A 17,201-nucleotide genomic window follows, 5' to 3' on the forward strand; every position below is an offset into this window, starting at 1 on the left:
AGCCTTACCGGTCTCAACCCCGACAATCACGTCCTCAAGGCCCTGTGGGTCACCGGAAACCGGAGGCTGAGCGACCTCACCGGGCTCGAGATGCTCGAAGCCGCGACCAGTGAGCCAGCGGGCGCACGCCTCGCGGGGGCATCGCTGGAGCGACAAACGGTTGAAACTGCCTGAAAAGCGCAGAAGTTCGAACTGAAAGGACGCCACAAGACGCCATGAGGCGCCACAAGACGCCAAGATACTTATAATATTTTCATGGCGTCTTGTGGCGCCTCATGGCGTCTTATGGCGTCCTCGCGGTTCCGACAAGCGCGGTCCCCAGGGGCATCGAGGCGGGGCGCCTCTGGCCTGTGGTCGCGCAGGCCACACCCGCGCGGCGCGGTGCGACGGCCGCGCGACAAACTCGCCGACAGCAACGCGGATTCCGCGGTTCGTGGACGGCATATCGGTTGCTTGGCCGGGCGTCGAACGCACAGCGATCCAGGCGCGTCGCTGCGTGTCCGCCAGCCAGCGCCGCGGCGCCGCGCGAGAGCGCAGGAGCCCACGGAGACGACCATGTCGAAGCACTTCTTCCGCACCGCACCGCTCCTCGGAATCCTTGTCACCACCGGCTGCGCCGCGACAGCCGGCGTCGATGAGCTCGACGACGAGCCGGTCGGAGAGGCCGAGAGCGCGCTCGCCACCGAGATGACGCTCGGCCCGAACCAGCGGATCGTCAACGCCGCCAGCCTCTACACAACGAACCCGGACGTCGCGGTGAGCCAGTTCGCCGAGGCGTCGCTGGGCGGCTACTGCAACGGCGTGATGATCGGCCCGAACGTCTTCTTCAGCGCGGCCCACTGCGGGGGCGGGCCGACGAGCATCACCTTCCGCACGTACCGGAACGGCAGCACGGCCGCGTCGGACACGGAGGCCTTCACGTGCGACGCGATGGAGCAGACGTTCAACGACACGGACGGCGTGCTCTTCTTCTGCTGGCCGAACGCCGCCGGCGAGAATCCCGGCGACAAGTACGGCTACGTCGATTTCGACGTGTCGCCGCCCGCCGTCGGACAGCAGATCTACAGCATCTCGGCGAACAACCAGCAGAACGGCAGCCTCCCCTTCGACACGCGCATGTACGCCAATGGCCAGGTCACGAGCGTCACCGGCGCGGGGCACTGGTTCACCCCGGCCTCGGCGCCGAACACCGGCGTCGAGATGAACGTCTGGGGAGAAGGAGGCATGAGCGGCTCGCCCCACTTCAACGCGGCGAACGGCAAGATGATCATCGCCCCGCTCTCCACGGCGTGCTCCGGCGGGTGCTGGGGACGCAACGCCCTCTCCATGCGCGATCTGCTCTACTGGGGTTACGTCAACCCGAGCTTCGACCCCGCGGCCCAGGGCCCCACGGTCAATGTCTCGCTCGTCACGAGCCTCGGCCTCACCCCGGCCAACTACTACGGCTGGGCGGACAAGGAGCTCGACTGGGAGTTCGACATCCAGCGCGACCTCGAGCGGCTGCGCGGCGAGGCGCGGCGCGACTGGTACAACCTCGGCTTCGACAGCCAGCGCCGCAACGCGCTCTGGGACCTCACCGCGCTCGCGACCCTCGACGTGACGAACCGGTGGGCGCGCATCAACCGCACGACCGGCGCGGGCTACGCCGACGCGCTCTCGCACGGCAAGCTGAACCTGGCCGCGGGCAGCTACCGGATCACGCTCATGACCTACACGCAGGCGAGCCAGTACGCGAGCTCGCTGTGGGTGGGGCTGAAGAGCGGCACGACGTCGCTCGGGGGCGAGTACGTGGCGAACACCGTGGGATCGGGCTGGCAGACGCACACGTTCGAGGTGAACGCCCCGTCCGACGGGCTCACGCTCGGGCTCGGCGTGTTCGGGACCGCCGACATCCTCGTGTCCGCGCCGAGCGTGGTGAAGAGCACCGCCGTCATGAACTTCGACACCTTCGACAAGCGCACGAACTGGCGCAACGACGTCGATGGGAGCCGGGCGCAGGTGGTCCCCGACGGACGGGTGATGGGCACGCCCAACTGGGCGGTCCGCGTGACGCAGAGCGCGACGGGCTACCCGGTGCGCAACCGCCAGCTCGCGCTGGCCGCGGGGCGGCCGTACCAGATCTGCTTCGACGCGCGCAGGACCACCGCGAGCGGGTCTTCCCAGGCCGAGCTCCGCGTCGTGAGCGGCGGCGCCCAGGTGATGTGGACGAGCTTCTCGCCCTCGAGCGCGTGGAGCACCACCTGCTCGGCGACGTTCACCCCGCCGTCGGACGACAACAACCTGCAGATCCGCGTCTCGACCGGCGATCCGGTCCTCGTCGACAACATCGCGATCACCGCGATGTGAGCCGGCGCCGACGTCGCCCGCCTGCACCTCCTCGGCTTCAGGCACCACGGCGCCATCTCGATGGCTCGATATCGTGACATGTCATGTGACATGTCGCGTGACATGTCACGGATCCGGCAGGCGCGCTCGATGCGCACGGACGCCAGAGCGCGAACGAGAGGACGACGCGCTCGCGGCCCGCCCGGTGGCCCCCTTCGTGCTTGGATGTCGAGAGAGGTTCGCTTTATTGGCATGCAGCTTGCCAATACCTGTGTCGAATGCCCGTGTCGACGGGGCGGCGCTCCGTCTGGCTTTCTTACACGGTGATGCAATCGGAGGTTGACGGGTCATGCTCAGAGGATTTCGGTTCACGATGGCGGCGGCCGTCTTGCTGGTGGGCTCCGAGGCGATGGCGTGGTCCACGGGGCCGATCCCCGGCACCAGCGCGGTCGGACACACGGCGCAGGGCTATGCGTGGAAGGACTGGGGAGGGGGCGCCTGGAGCAAGTGGCACAGCGTCGCCTACAGCGATACCACCGGCGATGTCGTCATGGTCGCCCGCCGGGAGGCCAACGTCGGCTTCCCCTCCGGATGGCTGCCCTGGGTGATAGAGACGGTCGATGAATCCGTGAACTTCCTCAACGGCCTCTCGATGACCATCGGCAAGGAGGACGGCACCGAGTTCATCGCGTACGTCGACGTCGACACGCATCGTCTGAAGGTCGCCCGGCGGGTGGGCGGAAACGCCGGCAACTGCGGCGTCCTCAGCCAGTGGGACTGCGAGACGGTCGACTCCGTCGATGTGGTCCGTACCCCCTCGATCGAGGTCAGGTACGACGCGGGGCTCCAGGATTACATCGTCCACGTCGTCTACACCACGGAGACGAGCGCTGGCGTCCGGAGCCTGAAATACGCAGGGAAGACCGGCGGAAATCCGTGGTTCACCGGGACGATCAAGGCGAACACGAACCCGATCAGGCTGGCCTCCGACGCGATCGCCCTCGATGGCGCGACGCCGCTCGTCGCCTTCGCCGAGAGCTCGGTCGGGGTGCAGGTGAGCCGGTTCGTCGGGCCCTCTCTCGGCACCTGGACGACCACCCTGATCGACGCGAACGGCGGGGGCTACGTGTCGATGGACGCCAGGTCGCTCCGTCGCGAGATCGTGTACACGAGCAACAATGATTTGAAGTCCGCCTCGTGGAGCTTCTTGACCGGGAACTGGACGGTGAGCACCGTCGACACGGCGGTTCAGGGTTCCTATCTATCCCTTGTGATCGATGACGCCTTCAAACCGCAGATCGCCTACAGAAAGGGCAGCGCGCCCTGGCTGGCCAAGCGGGGGACGAGCGGGTGGAGCACCACCGGCACGGTCACGCCCACCGCCGCGGGCTATAACCCGTCCCTTCAACTGGACACCCATCCCGCGACGGACACGGCCATCCTCGTCCACACCAACAGCAACCACGTCCTGCACGTCACCTACGAATAGGCAGCCGCCTGCTCGAGGGCAGCGGGGTTCACCAGGCTCGTTCGGTCGGGCTCGGACCAGGCCCCCACCATGGCTCACGAACGTTCTCGTGACCGAGGGTGGGGGCGGGCGTTCGTCACGGGACGAACGCGATGTCGTCCACGAGCATGTCGAACACGGTCGACTTCGCCGTGTGGAACTCGATCGAGTAAGCGTGCGAAGCGTCGAACGCCGGGGGCGCGGGCACGCCCCAGCCGTCCGTGCTGAGGAGTTCGAACATGACCGTGTACTGCGCCCACTCGGTCGTGATGTCGATCCCCTCGCCGAAGTGGTCGCCGCAGCCGGTGCCTTCACACACGCCGCCCTCGCGATCGGTGTTGCGGTCGGGGAAGTTCACGTAGATGTGCGTCGGCGCCGCCGCCTTGGCCCAGAAGGTCAGGCCCGAGTAGCCAGAAGCGTCGTAGGTGAGCTTCGCTCCCCCCGGGGCGAAGTTCAGGTCGAACCCCATGCCGGCCCCCCTCGAGACGAAGCCGCTCCCCGCGACGTGAGCGGCGTACTCGCTCGGGTCGTGCCCGGGCGAGACCGGTACGAACGGGCGGCCGGGCAGAGGGGTCTGCGCGCCGCCCCGGGTGCCGTCGTTGTACGTGTACCAGCTGCCGACACGGTCCTTGCACCGGAGGATCGCGCCGTCGCCGTCCTCCAGGTCGTCGAGGAGCGCGGTGCAGGAAGGGAGCTCGGGCTCCGCGTCCGAGCCGCCCGAACCGCCGGCGCCGCCCGCCCCCTCGTCCGGGCCGCCGGCTCCCCCGGCGCCGTCATCGAGGTCAAACGGATCCGGGTCGTATTCGCCGGGCGAGATGCCGAGGACGAGGCCGCATCCGCTCAGCGACACCGACGCGCAGAGGGCGATCGTGAGCACCTGGGAGCGCATCAGAAGCTGCCTTGCACGAGCGCGCCGCCGACCGCGGGCGAGATCGCCAGCGACGCGCCCTGGGTCGAGCTCTTCGCGGTGAGCCACAGCACGCCGCCGCCGGCGATGGCCGCGAGGCCGACGCCGAAGACCACGGTCGCGACGTTCGCGCGCGCCACGGCGCCGCCGCGGATGTCCATGCCGCGCTGATCGCAGCGATCGCCGTTGCAGAACGGGCGCGACTCGTCGAACCTCGACTTCGCCGCGAAGCCGAGCCCCGCCCCGACGCCCACGGCGACGACCCCCGCGCCTGCCGTGACGAGCGCGATCGTGCGGCGGCCATCCCACCCGCCGCCCGCGCCGCCCGCGTCGCTCGCCGCGGGGTCGTCCTCCAGCGCGCGCACGACGAGGGTCGAGGTCACGCCGCCCGGCTTCACCTCGACCTGCGCCGTCCACGCCCGCTTGCCCGGCGCGCTCGCCTGGACCACGTGGATCCCCGCGTCGACCGGCATGGGCACGCCCCACTGGCCAGGGCCGACCGGCGTGCCGTCGCGCTTCACCTCGAGGCCCGGCGTGCTCGCGGCCTCGACGACCACCGAGAGGCGCGAGACCTTCGGCTGGACGGCCGCCGCGCGCTCGCGCGCCTTCGCCTCCTTCACCCGATCGCCGCTCGCGTGCACCCGCGCGGCGACCTCGAGGAAGTGCGCCCACGCGGAGGCCATCTTGCCGATGCGCTCGTAGCAATCGGCGAGGAAATAGCGGGTGTTGACGCTGTCGTAGAGGCGCAGGCTCTCCTCGTACTTGGGGCAGGCGCGCGACGCCTGGCCAGCGTCGACGAGCGCCCCCGCCTCCCGGAACAGCGCCACGGCGCCCGCCTTGTCCTCGGCCCTCGCGGCGCGCCCGCCCGCGATCGCCGCGGCCAGGCCGATGCCGATCGCGCAGAGACGCGCGGCGCGCCCGCGCTTCGGTCGGCTCTTCGTCTGCGGCGGCGTCATCGTGTCGGCGAAGGTATCAAACGTATCAGAAGACATCGCGCGAGAACGGGTCGGCGCTGGAGGGCCGCTTCCCCTGCGGCGCGCCGCGCTTCGCAGGCTGCGCCGAGCCGCCCGGCCTCGCGGGCTTCTGCGCGGCGGGGGCGCCCGTGGCGGGGGCGCGCGCGTCGGGCGGCGGCCCCTCGGCCGACGCGCCGGGAGCGGCGCCGGACGGCGGCACGGCGCTGGCGGCCGGCTCGACGGCCGCGTCCAGCGCAGCGCTGGGCTGCGCGGCGCGCGGCTCCGGCCCGGCGCTCGGCTGTTCGGGGCGCGGCTCCGGCCCGGCGCTCGGCTGTTCGGGGCGCGGCTCCGGGACCGCGCCCTGAGGGCCCGCCGACGACGCCGTCTCGCGCTCGATGCCGGGCGGGGCCCGGTCCGACAGGCGCCAGAGCAGCAGGCCGCCGCTCAGGAGCGCAAGGCCAAGCCCGATCGCGGCGGCGCGCTTCTCGCGCGACGCTGGCTTGCGGTTCGTCGTACCGAGCGGCGCCATGGTGAGCGCTCCCCCGCCGAGGGGCACGGTCGACGCGGGGAGCGTCGCCCCGGCCGCAGTGACCGCCGTGGCGGTGCGAGCGGCGCCGGGCGGCAGGGCCCCGGCCGGGAGCGCGCCGCGCAGCGCGCCGAAGAGGCGCTCGGCCGCCGCGCGCGCGTGCGGCGGAGCGAACGGCACCAGCGCGAGCGCGAGATCCGCGACGGTCGGGAACCGGCGATCGCGATCGCGCGCGATCGCCGCGAGGATCACGTGCTCCAGCGGCTCCGGGAGGTCCGGGCGGAGGGCGCGCGGCCGCTGCGGCTCCCCCTGCGTGACCAGGTAGACGAGCTGCGCGAGCTCGTGCGCGAAGAACGGCGTTCTCCCCGTGAGCAGCTCGAAGAGGACGACGCCCAGCGAATAGATGTCCGCGCGGCCGTCGACGTCGCTCGAGGAGCGGAGCTGCTCGGGGGACATGTAGAGGGGCGAGCCGAGCACTCCCCCCACCCGCGTCAACGCGTGGTCCTCCGCGTGCGTCATCTTGGAGATCCCGAAGTCGAGCACCTTGACGCACGGCGAGCCGTCCGCGTTCCGCGTGACGAACAGGTTGCTCGGCTTCACGTCCCGGTGGACGATGCCTTGCGCGTGCGCCTCCGCGAGCGCCTCGCAGACCTGGAGCACCAGCTCGACGGCCACGGGCACCGCGAGGCGCCCGCTCTCCGCGAGCACGGCGGCGAGGTCCCTCCCCTCGAGGTGATCCATCACCATGTACGGCGCGCCGCTCTCGAGCGTGCCGACGTCGGCGACGCGCACGACGTGCTGGCTGCGGACGCGCACGGCGGCGCGCCCCTCCCTCAGAAAGCGCTGGAGGATCTCCGGATCCCGCACGTACTTCGGCAACAGCACCTTGATCGCGACGCGCTCGTCGAGGGCGAGGTGGCGCGCGGCGACGACGAGCCCCATGGCGCCTCGTCCGAGGACGCTCTCCACGCGATACTTGCCGAGGAGGACATCCCCGGGGGCAATCGTGGTCTCGTCAGGGCTCGACATGGCAGGCCAGGGCGGAAGAAGGGCATCCACTATGCCACGTCACGGTCAGAGGCTCATGCAATTTTCCGCTGCGCCGGCCTCAGCCGGGCAGCGCTACCCTATAGATTGGCCTATCCTGTCTCCTGTCGCGGCCGCTGCTACCTGACCCGTCGCGACCCGCCGGGAGGAGAGCGACGACGACCTGATCTTCAGCGATGGCCGCGGCGCTGACGGGCCCTTCCATTTCTTCCGCCGATCCTTCCACCGATTGTTACGAAACGACACACCCCCACGAGTTGCTACGAAACGACACAGCTCCTCGCCCAGCGATCGGGCTTGGCTCGACTACGCGCCTCGGCTTGCCTGCAAAAACATGATACGAATATCCTCACGCATGGAAGCCGCGTCGCGGCGATGCACATCAGACTCAGGAGCGACCGATCGGACGTCGGCGAGTCGCGACTTCCGCTCTACTCATCGGCTGTTATTGACATAGTGATAGCGAGGTAGCCAATGACCACCACCCTTCGATTCGTCGCGCCCGCCGCCGCTTCCCTTGCAACCGTGTTGCTCGCGATTTCGCCGTCAGTGGCGGCTTCGTGGCAGACCCGGGTCGACTACGGCGGGAACACGCCCATGGACCTCTACGTCCCGGACAAGGTCGACGTATCGCCGGGGGTCGTGGTCTCGCTGCACTACTGCAGCGGGAACGCGGCGAACGCTCACGGCTGGTTCCAGGGTCTGGCGGATCAGCACGGCTTCCTCATCATCACGCCCCAGGCAGGCGGCGACTGCTTTGACGCGACGCCCGCGCGCAGCGGTGAGCGAGAGGCCATCACCAAGATGGTCCAGTACGCCGTCTCACGGCACGACGCCGACGCGACCCGAGTCTTCGCTGCGGGGGCGTCTTCCGGCGCTTGCATGACGAACGCGCTCCTCGCTGCCTACCCGGACGTGTTTGCTGGGGGTTCGGTGCTGGCCGGTGTCCCCGCCGGAGCTTGGACGGGAGGCAACGCCTATGGCTGGATGACCCCTCCCGACAGGACCGCCCCCGAGTGGGGTGACATCGTGCGCAAGGCGGATCCGGGCTTCACCGGCGCACGGCCTCGCGTTCAGATCTGGCACGGAGCGGATGACACCACCCTCAACTACGAGCCGAACTTTCGAGCCCAGATCGCGCAGTGGACGGACGTCTTTGGTTTCGGTCATTCCGACAGCAAGACGAGCATCTTCATGGGCTCCCAAGATACATGGCATCGGTACTCTTACACGAACGCCGCGGGCACGCTCCTCCTGGAGGCGAACTACGCGGACGGTGCCCCGCACGATCTCTCGGGGCGCGGCTTGTGGAAGGACGTCGTGCGCTTCTTCGGGCTCGATATGGATCCTCCGCCCCCCGGGGACGGCGCGGGCGGCGGTGATGGCACCGGCGGCAGCGACACATCGACCGGAGGTGGCAGCGCAAGCGGCGCCACTTCAGGCACGGGTGGCGACGCGAGCGGCAGCACGGGTAGCAGCGGAGCGACCACCGGAGGCGCGGCGCAAGGCACCAGCGGAGCCACCACGGGCGGCTCGACGAGCAACGCGGGTGGGAGCACCGCCTCCGGAGACAGCGATCCGACGACGACAGGCGGCGACAGCGCGTCGGACGACGGTGGGTGCAGCTTCAACGCGGCCTCCAGCGGTCAGCTGCCCGGCGGCGCGCTCGTCGGATTGCTCGTGGCAGGCCTTGGCGCGGTGGTCCGCCGCCGTCGCCGATCTGCTGCGTGACCGAGGTAACAGCGGCAGCCAGAGCTCGTGGTAGTCGCTCTCCCCCCAGCAGTACACCGTTCCATCCGTCTTCAACCCGCAGTTGCCCTCGGGGCTTGACGTCTCCGAAACGTTTGGATTTCATTCCCCTACCATGAAGACGGCTTTGACTCGCTTTCGACTCGTCGCATCCACCGCGCTCCTCATCGCGGCCGCGTCCTGCAGCAGCGAAGATGCCGATCCTGGCGCGTCAGGTTCGTCGGGCGGCTCACCGCCAGCCGCCGGGTCGGGCGGGACGGGTGGCACGACCGCGAGCAGCGGCGGCGCGGGCTCAGGCTCGGACGCCTCGAGCGCCGGAGGAGCTGGCGGCACCTCTACGGGAGGTTCGTCAGCCGTCAGCACAGGAGAAGGGGGCGGCGGATCGGCAGGCACGGCATCGGGAGGGTCGGGAGGGTCGACACCCGAGACGGGCGATCGCTCGCCGGAAGGCACCTGCGCGCGCTTCAACGCCGACACCGCCGACATGAGCGAGGGCACGTGGAGCGGCTCGCTGGACCCCGGGTGCGACCCGGGAGACATCTCTGCCGAGGGTCGAGCGAACGCGCTCCGGCTCTTCAACCTGTACCGCTGGCTTGCGGACCTGCCCCCGGTCGTGACCGAGCCCACCCGCGACGCGCAGGCCCAGGCCTGCGCGCTCATGATGGACGCGAACAATTCGCTCTCGCACGAGCCGCCGGAGAGCTGGAAGTGCTACTCGAAAACAGGCGCGGACGGCGCGAGGACGAGCAACATCTCGAGTGGCCCCGGCGTCGCGAGCGTTCAGGGCTATCTGATCGACCCCGGGAACGAGACGACCTTTGGCCACCGGCGCATCATCCTCGCGAACGATCTCGGCCCGATCGGCCTCGGCTCTACCGGCAAGAACGGCGCCTCCTGCATGCAGAACATCGGAGGGACGGGGCGCGCCGGCAAGGAGTGGACGGCCTGGCCTCCGCCCGGGGTGTTCCCGATTCAGGCCTACAGCGACCGCTGGAGCTCACTCAGCGACACCGGCTGGTCGATCCAGAGCGAGGACATCGAGCTCGAGGAGGCCGAGGTCACGATCACGAGCGGCGGAGCCCCGCTGGCCGTCGACGTGGAGCCGCTCCAGGGGCGCTACGGCTCCACGAACGCCATCCGCATCGTGCCGAACGGCTGGGACCCTGAAGCCGGCAACACCTACTCCGTGAGCGTCTCCGGAATCTCGGCGACCATCGCGTACGACGTCGTGTTCGTCGACTGCGAATAGAGGATTCTCGTTCCCCTTCAGCTCCGGCAAGAGCATCATTTCGGGACCTTGACGTCGAGCTTGCCGAGGCGCGCGAGCAGCGGCCCCCGATCCTCCATGGCCACGCCGACGAGCCTCCGCGCAGACGCGTCGTCGAGCTTCGGGACGGATCGCGCCGCGAATCGCGCCTCGTCCGCGGCGGGGACCTGGAAGATCAGGTGGTAAACGCCGCTGTTCGAGGCCGCGAGCACGCGCTGCGTCTCCCCCAGGCCGAGCAATCGACAGAGCGCCGCGGCAAGGAACCCCGCGGCGGCGCGAGCGAGGGCGCCGCCGCGAAGTGAGAGCGAGACGTGGTGCTCTCGTCCGGCCTCGCTGGCCTCGGCGACGGTATACACCACGGCGATATCGGCGGACGTGATGAACGCATTGCCCTCGGCGAACGGGTCCGCGGGCGGGCCCCCCCCGGGGCGCTTGAGCGCGGTGTCCTTGGCGCGGCCGAGCCCGCGCGAGAGCTCGATCAGGTGATCCGGCGAGAACAGCCGAGCGTAACGCGGCCGCTTCATCGCGAACCGGTAGATCAGGAACACCACGAGCCCGACGAGCAGCCATTTCAGCATCGGACCTTGCACCTCCGCGCCCAACCACCGAGACAGACCATCACGCCCGCGGCGAGCGGCTCATCGCCGCAGCATGCGCCTTCTTTCGTCCCATGGCGAGGCATCGTGCCGGTCCTTCCGCGATTCGTCCATGAGGTTTCACCTCTGCCGTCACCGCTCACGCATCGGCGCCTCACGCCCTTGTGGCTCTGCTTGCCTGATGGCGCGCGTCGCTGCGACGTGGGCAGGCGCGCCGCCCGGAGCAGGATCCGTGGCGCGACGCCGGCCCGATGGTGGATACTGGCGCTGGCCTCCAGCCTCTTCGCCGCGATGACCCAAGCCGCCACCTACGTCTACGTCTCCAACGCCGAGAGCTCCGAGCTCTCGGTGCTGCGCCTGGACCCCGCCGACGGGTCGCTGGCGCCCGTACAGACCGTCGGCATCGAAGGCCAGGCCGGGCCGCTGGCGGTCTCGCCGGACCGGCGCTTCCTCTACGTCGCGCTGCGCACCGAGCCCCACGCGGTGCAGAGCTTCGCGCTCGACGCGGCGAGCGGGCGGCTGAGGCCGCTGTCGGCGGCGCCGCTGCCCGACAGGATGTCGCACCTCATCACCGATCGCAGCGGGCGCCATCTCTTCGGCGCCTCCTACGGCGGTCACATGACCAGCATCAGCCCGCTCGGAAGCGACGGCACGGTGGGCGCGCCTGCCGCGGTGTTGCTCACCGGCCGCCACGCGCACGCCACGCTGGTGGATCCATCGAACCGCTACGTCTTCGTCAGCGCCCTCGGCTCGGATGTGGTGGTCCAGTGGCGCTTCGACGCGGCCACGGGCCAGCTCACACCGAACGATCCGCCGGCGCTGCCCGTGCGTCCGCAGGCCGGCCCGCGCCACCTCGCGTTCGCTCCCGACGGGCGCTTCGTCTACCTGCTCAACGAGCTGGACGCGCGCGTCGACGTCCTGGCCTTCGACGCCGAGCGCGGGACGCTGGCGCCGGTGCAGAGCCTCTCCACGCTGCCCGAGGGCTTCTCTGGCAAGCCCTGGGCGGCCGATCTGCACCTCACGCCCGACGGCCGCTTCCTCTACACGTCGGAGCGCACCTCCAGCACGCTGGCCGGGTTCAGCGTCGATGCGCAGAGCGGCCGCCTGCGCCTGGTCTCGCACGCGCCCACGGAACAGCAGCCGCGCGGCTTCCAGATCGACCCCGGCGGCCGCTGGCTCGTCGCCGCCGGGCAGCTCTCGCATGCGGTGCGTGTGCACGCGATCGACCGCGAGAGCGGCCGGCTCACCTCCTCGACGTCGACCCCGGTGGGCCGCGGTCCCCACTGGGTGGAGATCCTGAGCTTCCCCTGATCCGAGCGCCGCGCGCGACGGCCCCCAGCTGGCGAAACTGGCGGCGCGGGTGGCGGCCGCCAGGTCCCGGAGCGCGGAGAGGGACCAAATATCCCGCAAAAAGACCGCGGCATACCGTTCGCAATACGTGCCAACCGAAACGCCGCGAGGTCCGACCTCGCGCTGGTCCCCGCCGTTGCGGGGCAGCGCGAAGCCCGGAAGCGGCGTGTTAGCCCGAGCCGGCGCCACGCGCCGCGCTCGGATGGAGGCACCCATGCCGGTTCGTCATGCCATGTCCATGAGTCTCCCTGTCCTCGCGCTCGCCTGCTCCACCGCGCAAGGCGCCGCCCCGGAGCCACCGGAGAGCACCCCACCGCAGCACGACGGCGCAGCGGCGCCGGCCGGCTCGACGAGCGCGAAAAGCTTCGTCGACGCCGCGTCGTACTTCACGAGCTCGGAGGAGATCGACGCCTGGTATGGGCTGCTCCGCGAGCTGAACGACGACTTCGACGTCGTGTGCGGCGACACGTTCTGCGAAGGCGATTTCAGCAACTACGAGCCGCTTCGATTCCGTTGCTCCGTCGAGGAGCACGCCGGGACGATCGGCCGCTGTGTGTGGATCCTCGCCGCGAGCATGGAGGAGATCGTGCCTTCCACGGGGGATGTGGAGGTAGACGCGAGGATCTTCCTCTGCGAGATGCCCATCGCCCCGGGGACCGCCGTGACCGACCTCGTCGAGGCGCTCGCGGCGCCGTCGGGTCGGGCGATCGACGCCGCGCTCCCCGGAACGGACAGATCGCTCTACGACGGCCTCGTCGAGTGCCTCTGACAGCCCGCCGGCGTCGATGAGCTTGTTCGCGGGGCGAGGAGGCATGGCGCTCAGGAACGGCCCGTCGGGCGAGCGCTTCCGGCGCCGCTCTCGCCCGTCGCCGGCTCGCCTTCGGCGAGCAGCCGCTTGAGCGTGCCGAGATCGACGGGCTTCACGAGGTGCTCGTCGAACCCGGCTGCACGCGCCCTCTCTCGGTCGCCCTGCTGCCCGTAGCCGGTGAGCGCGATCAGATAGACGTCCTTGTGCTGGGGTTTCTCCCGGACGCGGCGCGCGAACTCGAGGCCGTCGATCCCCGGCAGCCCGATGTCCACGATGGCCACGTGCGGGAGCACCTCGTCCATGAGCTCGATCCCCGAGATCCCGTGAGACGCCGAATGACACTCGAACCCGGCGCGCGCCAGGAGCGCGCAGAGCGCCTCGCGGCCGTCGTCGTTGTCCTCCACGACGACGACCCGCGATCTCCTGGGGGAGTTCGCGAGGAGCGAACCCCGCGTCGCCTCGTCCTCGGATGACGGCTCGGAGATCGGCAGCCGCACCTCGAACTCGCACCCCTTGCCCTCCCCGTCGCTCCGCGCGCTCACGGTGCCGCCATGCTTTTCAACGAGGCCTCGGACGAGGGTGAGCCCCACGCCGAGCCCTCCCGCCGATCGGTCCAGGGTGCGGCTCGATTGCACGAAGAGCTCGAACACCGTGTCGAGCATGTCCTTCGGGATCCCGACGCCATCGTCCTTCACGCGGACCACCGCGTGCCCGTCCAGGCGCTTGGCCTCCAGGGTGACATGCCCCCCTCGCGAGGTGTACTTCGCGGCGTTGTTGAGCAGGTTCACGTGGACCTGCTGGAGCCGCGCAGGGTCGCCCTCGACCCAGATCGGCTCGGGATCGACCACGACCGAGAAATCGACGCCGCGCGTGTCCATGAGGTTCTTGACCGCATCGGCGGCGTCCTTCACCACCGTGCCGAGATCGAGCACGCGCTTTCGAAGCTCGATCTTGTTCTGCGTGACGCGGCTCGCCTCCAGCAGATCGTCGAGCAGGCGCGCCATCTGCGCGGACTGACGCTCGAGGATCTGGACGACCTTCTCGTCGAGCCCGGACGCGCCGTCCGGCGCGGAGCAGTCTTCCTTGAGCAGCGCCGTGGCGTGGACGATCGCGCCAAGGGGGTTGCGGAGCTCGTGCGACAGCATGGCGAGGAACTCGTCGCGCCTGCGCACAGCGTCCTTGATCTGCTCCTCCGATCGCTTCTGCGCGGTGACGCTCCGGAAGATCCCGATGATACCCACGATGTGGCGCGCCGCATCGATGAGCGGGAGCCGCGTGACGAGGTCCCACTCCACGAAGCCGTCCTGCCGCACGCGCTGCTCCAGCTTGTAGTGCTGCGCCTCGCCGGTCCGCAGCACCACCTCGTCCTCCTGGTGAACGGCGAGCGCCGCCTCGTACCCAGGCAGCTCGAAGCCGGTCTTCCCCGCCGCCTCGCCTGGATCGGAGAGGCCGAGTCGCTCCGCCATGGCGTGGTTCGTGCGAATGAACCGGCCGCGCGCGTCCTTGAAGTAGATCGCGTCGGGCACACTGCGGAGCAGGCTGTTCAGGAGATAGCGCTCGTGGAAGAGCGCGTCCTCCGCCGCTTTCAGGCCGCTCACGTCGATGAGCGTGAGCACGACCCCCGCGATGGTGCCCTTGGCGCGGTAGGGGAGGATGCGAAGGAAGAACGAGCGACCATGCCGGTCGCGCAGCTCGCGCTCCACGCGCTCCCCCGTCGCGAGCACGCGCTTGAGATCCGCGGTGAGCTCCGGGTGATCGACCGCATACGTGAACGTCTCGATCGGCCTGCCGACGTCCTGCAAGAGCAGGTTGAAGCTCTCCGCGATCTGCGGCGTGAACTTCCTGATCTTGAGCTCCCTGTCGAGGAAGATGGTGCCGATGTCCGTGCTCGACAGGAGGTTCTCCATGTCGTTTCCGAGCTCGGTGAGATCGGCGATCTTCCGCTGGTACTCCGCGTTCACCGAGTAGAGCTCCTCGTTGACGCTCTGGAGCTCCTCGTTCGTGCTCTGCAGCTCCTCGTTGGAAGCGAGGAGCTCTTCGTTCGCGGCCTGCAGCTCCTCGTTGCTCGCCTCGAGCTGCTCGGTCATCGCCTGCAAGGTCTGCTTCGTGTGCCCGAGCTCCGCCTCGAGCGCGCCGAGCTGCTCGCGCGACACGTCGTCCAGGTCGATCTCGATCTCCGGCATCGCCGCCCGCCGCGGCGCCCCGTCGATCGCCTCGAAGGTGATGAGGACGTGGGGCAATGTGCCTCGCCGGCTCTCGACCCGGCGCATCGTGATCTTGTAGGTGCCGCCCTCCGCTTGCACCCCCTTGAACACGATCGCCGTGCGCTCCTTGATGACGCGCCGGAGGCCCCCTGTCAGCACCATCTTGAGGTCGCAGTCCAGCATCTCGAAGGCGTCGAGCCCCTGTCTGCCGTCCTTGACCTTGAGGAACCGGCTCGCGCCGCCGAACGCGTGGACGAGCTCCCCGGTGTCAGTGACGAGGAGGCTCGGAGGCATGAACTCGTCGAGCAGCGCGTCGTAGGTCCCGAGCAGGTGCGACGGCGGGTGGCGCGTGACGGGCGCGGTGATCCCCGAGCGCGGGGCGCTCCGGGCCTTCGGCGACACCGGCTGGAAGCGGGGTTCGACCTGCATCCGCCGGTCGCTGTACTTCCGGTAGATCCGCCATTGCTTGTCGACGATCTCGAAGTCGTGCGCGAGTTGCCCCGGCGTCTCGCTGGGCCCGAGGAAGACCACGCCCCCGCGGTTGAGCGCGAAGTGAAAGAGGCTCAGGACCTTCTGCTGCACCGGCGGCTGAAGGTAGATGAGCATGTTGCGGCAGCTGATGAAGTCGACGCGCGTGAACGGCGCGTCCTTGATCACGTTGTGGTGCGCGAAGACCACCGCCTGGCGGAGATCCGGGACAACCTGATAGCTGCGTCCGCGCCGGATGAAATGCCGCTCGAGCCGCTCGGGCGAGACGTTCATCACCGCCTCTTCCTCGTAGAGCCCGCGCGTCGCGACCTCGAGCGATCCATGGTGCACGTCGGTCGCGAAGACCTTGAACGGGCGGTGGCCGATCCGGGAGGTGAGCTCGTGGAGGAGGATGGCGAGCGAGTAGACCTCTTCACCCGTCGCGCAGCCGGCGACCCAGACGCGGAACGGAGCGTCGCGCGGCCCCGCTCGCAGGAGATCGGGGAGCACCGAGCGCTCGAGGATGCCGAACGCCTCCTCGTTCCGGAAGAAGCGCGTCACGCCGATGAGGAGATCACGGTAGAGCACGTCGAGCTCGCTCGACTTGCTCCTCAGGCGCTTGACGTACTGTTCGATATCGTCCGTGTGCGCGAGCTGGATCCGCCGCTCGATGCGCCGGGTGACGGTGCTCGGTTTGTAGTGCGTGAAGTCGATGCCGAACTGCTCCTCGAGCATCCTGTAGACCGCGCTCATCCCCTGATCGACGCTGGCCGCGTCCCGCTCCGGCCGGCGCCCCTTGGACCTCACGTGATCGAGGAGGACGCGCGGCATGTCCTGGGGAGGCAGGACGCAGTCGGCCACACCGGCGTCTCGCGCGGTCTTCGGCATCCCATCGAACTGCGCGCTTTCGACGTCCTGCACGACGACCAGCCCGCCCGCGTCGTGGACCGCGCGGATCCCCCGTGACCCATCGCTGCCGCCCCCGGAGAGGACCACGGCGATCGCCCGCGGGCCGCAGTCCTGGGCGAGGGATCGAAAGAACACGTCGATGGGCAGCGCGAGCTCCTGGTCGCGATCCCTCTCGCTGAGGAGGAGGAGGCCTCCGGAGATGATCATCTCCTTCTTCGGCGGGATCAGGTAGACGTGGTCGGGCTCGACCAGCATGCCGTTCTCGACGAGGTGAATGGGCAGCTCGGTGCGGCGCCCGAGGATCTCGTCCATCAGGCTCTTGAAGTCCGGCGACAGGTGCTGGACCACGACGAAGGCCATCCCGCTCTCCTTCGGGATGTTCGCGAAGAAGTGCTCGAGCGCCTCGAGCCCCCCCGCCGAAGCGCCGATCCCTACAACGTATGGCGCTACTTCTGGCCGGACTGTGCGGGTTCTTGTCTTTGTGGCGTCGCGCACCTCGCGCTCGGTCGACATAGCCGACCTCGACAGCAGCAAGCGTGCCCGGGCTGTGGCCGCTGGCGAGCGCCTTCACCGGGGCCAAAACCC

The 17,201-nt window shown here is 69.5% G+C and carries 11 protein-coding genes and 1 pseudogene; 6 read left to right on the forward strand and 6 right to left on the reverse strand.

Annotated elements, in window-relative coordinates; all coding sequences use genetic code 11:
* Nucleotides 1–555: 555 nt before the first annotated feature.
* Nucleotides 556–2,346 (forward strand): trypsin-like serine peptidase, encoded by a 1,791-nt coding sequence (locus WME95_RS23265; RefSeq protein ID WP_437910636.1) that lies wholly within the window; start codon nt 556–558, stop codon nt 2,344–2,346.
* Nucleotides 2,347–2,674: 328 nt separating this feature from the next.
* Nucleotides 2,675–3,814, forward strand: coding sequence for a hypothetical protein (locus WME95_RS23270; protein ID WP_437910637.1), 1,140 nt, complete (start codon nt 2,675–2,677; stop codon nt 3,812–3,814).
* Nucleotides 3,815–3,929: 115 nt separating this feature from the next.
* Here WME95_RS23270 and WME95_RS23275 read toward each other — a convergent pair whose 3' ends face one another.
* Genes WME95_RS23275 through WME95_RS23285 form a run of 3 tightly spaced genes read right to left on the reverse strand, consistent with a single transcriptional unit; the run spans nt 3,930 to nt 7,247 of the window.
* Entirely contained in the window at nt 3,930–4,721 is a 792-nt protein-coding gene (locus tag WME95_RS23275; RefSeq protein WP_437910638.1) for a hypothetical protein, read from the reverse strand.
* Nucleotides 4,721–5,731, reverse strand: coding sequence for a hypothetical protein (locus WME95_RS23280; RefSeq protein ID WP_437910639.1), 1,011 nt, complete (start codon nt 5,729–5,731; stop codon nt 4,721–4,723). Before WME95_RS23280 ends, WME95_RS23275 begins: the two co-directional genes overlap by 1 nt.
* Nucleotides 5,721–7,247 carry a protein kinase domain-containing protein gene (locus tag WME95_RS23285; protein ID WP_437910640.1) on the reverse strand — a complete coding sequence of 509 codons (1,527 nt, stop codon included), beginning with the start codon at nt 7,245–7,247 and terminating at the stop codon, nt 5,721–5,723. The genes WME95_RS23280 and WME95_RS23285 overlap by 11 nt, the downstream gene beginning before the upstream one ends.
* Nucleotides 7,248–7,814: 567 nt before the next feature.
* On the opposite strand from WME95_RS23285, the gene WME95_RS23290 reads away from it, so the two are divergent.
* A complete protein-coding gene (locus tag WME95_RS23290) occupies nt 7,815–8,996 on the forward strand; it encodes an extracellular catalytic domain type 1 short-chain-length polyhydroxyalkanoate depolymerase (protein ID WP_437910641.1) in 1,182 nt (393 codons plus the stop codon).
* Between the two features lie 30 nt (nt 8,997–9,026).
* On the opposite strand, the pseudogene WME95_RS23295 reads toward WME95_RS23290, so the two are convergent.
* Nucleotides 9,027–9,077 (reverse strand): annotated as a pseudogene (locus WME95_RS23295) (hypothetical protein); the annotation flags it as partial.
* 421 nt (nt 9,078–9,498) lie between these two features.
* Here WME95_RS23295 and WME95_RS23300 point away from each other — a divergent pair.
* Nucleotides 9,499–10,263, forward strand: coding sequence for a CAP domain-containing protein (locus WME95_RS23300; RefSeq protein WP_437910642.1), 765 nt, complete (start codon nt 9,499–9,501; stop codon nt 10,261–10,263).
* A gap of 35 nt (nt 10,264–10,298) precedes the next feature.
* Here the strand turns inward: WME95_RS23300 and WME95_RS23305 are convergent, their stop codons facing one another.
* On the reverse strand, nt 10,299–10,859 hold the full coding sequence (locus WME95_RS23305) for a hypothetical protein (protein WP_437910643.1): 561 nt from the start codon (nt 10,857–10,859) through the stop codon (nt 10,299–10,301).
* Nucleotides 10,860–11,168: 309 nt separating this feature from the next.
* Here WME95_RS23305 and WME95_RS23310 point away from each other — a divergent pair, with 309 nt between their 5' ends.
* Nucleotides 11,169–12,188, forward strand: a complete 1,020-nt coding sequence (locus tag WME95_RS23310; RefSeq protein ID WP_437910644.1) for a lactonase family protein — start codon at nt 11,169–11,171, stop codon at nt 12,186–12,188.
* 277 nt (nt 12,189–12,465) lie between these two features.
* Nucleotides 12,466–12,996 (forward strand): hypothetical protein, encoded by a 531-nt coding sequence (locus WME95_RS23315; protein WP_437910645.1) that lies wholly within the window; start codon nt 12,466–12,468, stop codon nt 12,994–12,996.
* Between the two features lie 50 nt (nt 12,997–13,046).
* Here the strand turns inward: WME95_RS23315 and WME95_RS23320 are convergent, their stop codons facing one another.
* The gene (locus tag WME95_RS23320; RefSeq protein WP_437910646.1) at nt 13,047–17,129 is read right to left on the reverse strand and encodes a chemotaxis protein CheB; all 4,083 of its coding nucleotides are present in this window, start codon (nt 17,127–17,129) and stop codon (nt 13,047–13,049) included.
* Nucleotides 17,130–17,201 lie beyond the last annotated feature (72 nt).

This window comes from Sorangium sp. So ce327, assembly GCF_051530205.1.
Lineage (GTDB): Bacteria > Myxococcota_A > Polyangia > Polyangiales > Polyangiaceae > Sorangium > Sorangium cellulosum_B.